The organism is Saccharopolyspora mangrovi, from assembly GCF_035320975.1.
GTDB lineage: Bacteria > Actinomycetota > Actinomycetes > Mycobacteriales > Pseudonocardiaceae > Saccharopolyspora > Saccharopolyspora mangrovi.
Genome location: NZ_JAWLNX010000060.1, coordinates 1 through 684, shown reverse-complemented (window position 1 = coordinate 684; position 684 = coordinate 1). Strand labels below are relative to the sequence as shown.

Here is a 684-nt window from a genome sequence, read left to right as displayed (position 1 = left end):
GTTCGCCCTGATCGTCTGCCCGACCACGGTCGACTTCACCCGTTCTTCTCCGGTGATCCTCTTGGACAGGTACCCGCGGACGAGGTCCTTGGCCTCGGCCAGCATCGCCGGATCGCCGTGGGGGTCGCGCCGGAACGCCAGGTGCAGCACGGCGTCCGCGGCCTCGACGGCGACGGTCAGCGGCAGGGCGAGATCGGCCGGGTCGAGCTGGAACTCCTCAGCGATCAACCCGGTCAGCTTCTCCGCGATGACCGCGTTGTTGTCCTTGCTCGGATCGAGCAGCCGCAGGTCGACCACGTCCCCGAAGTGCAGCCGGCTGAACGCCGGGACCTCGCGGTGCATGGTCAGGTAGGTGTCGAAGACGGCGTCGACGGCATCCCACCAGTGCGCCAGTTCCAGCTGCTCGAAGCGGCTGGACACGGTCCGCACGAAGCGGTCCAGGTTGCGCAGCGTCAGCTCCTGCACGACGGCGCGCTTGTCCGGGAAGAACTGGTACAGCGACCCGACCGCCACTCCGGCCCGTTCCGCGATGAGGGTGGTTGTTAATCCGTCGTAGCCCACCTCGTCGATGAGGGCGGCGGTGGCGGCGAGCATCTTCTCCACTCGTTGGGCACTCCGCTGCTGCACGGGCTTGCGCCGCAGCGGTGCTGTTTCTGCAGGCAATGCGCCTCCCTGATCGGAGTT

1 protein-coding gene is annotated in these 684 nt (G+C 67.5%); it reads right to left on the bottom strand.

Annotation, left to right across the window (positions count from 1 at the left end; all coding sequences use genetic code 11):
- Positions 1-663, bottom strand: a 663-nt coding sequence (locus tag R4I43_RS34240; RefSeq protein ID WP_324269883.1) for a TetR family transcriptional regulator, incomplete at its 3' end; no start/stop codon positions are given.
- Between the last annotated feature and the right edge of the window lie 21 nt (positions 664-684).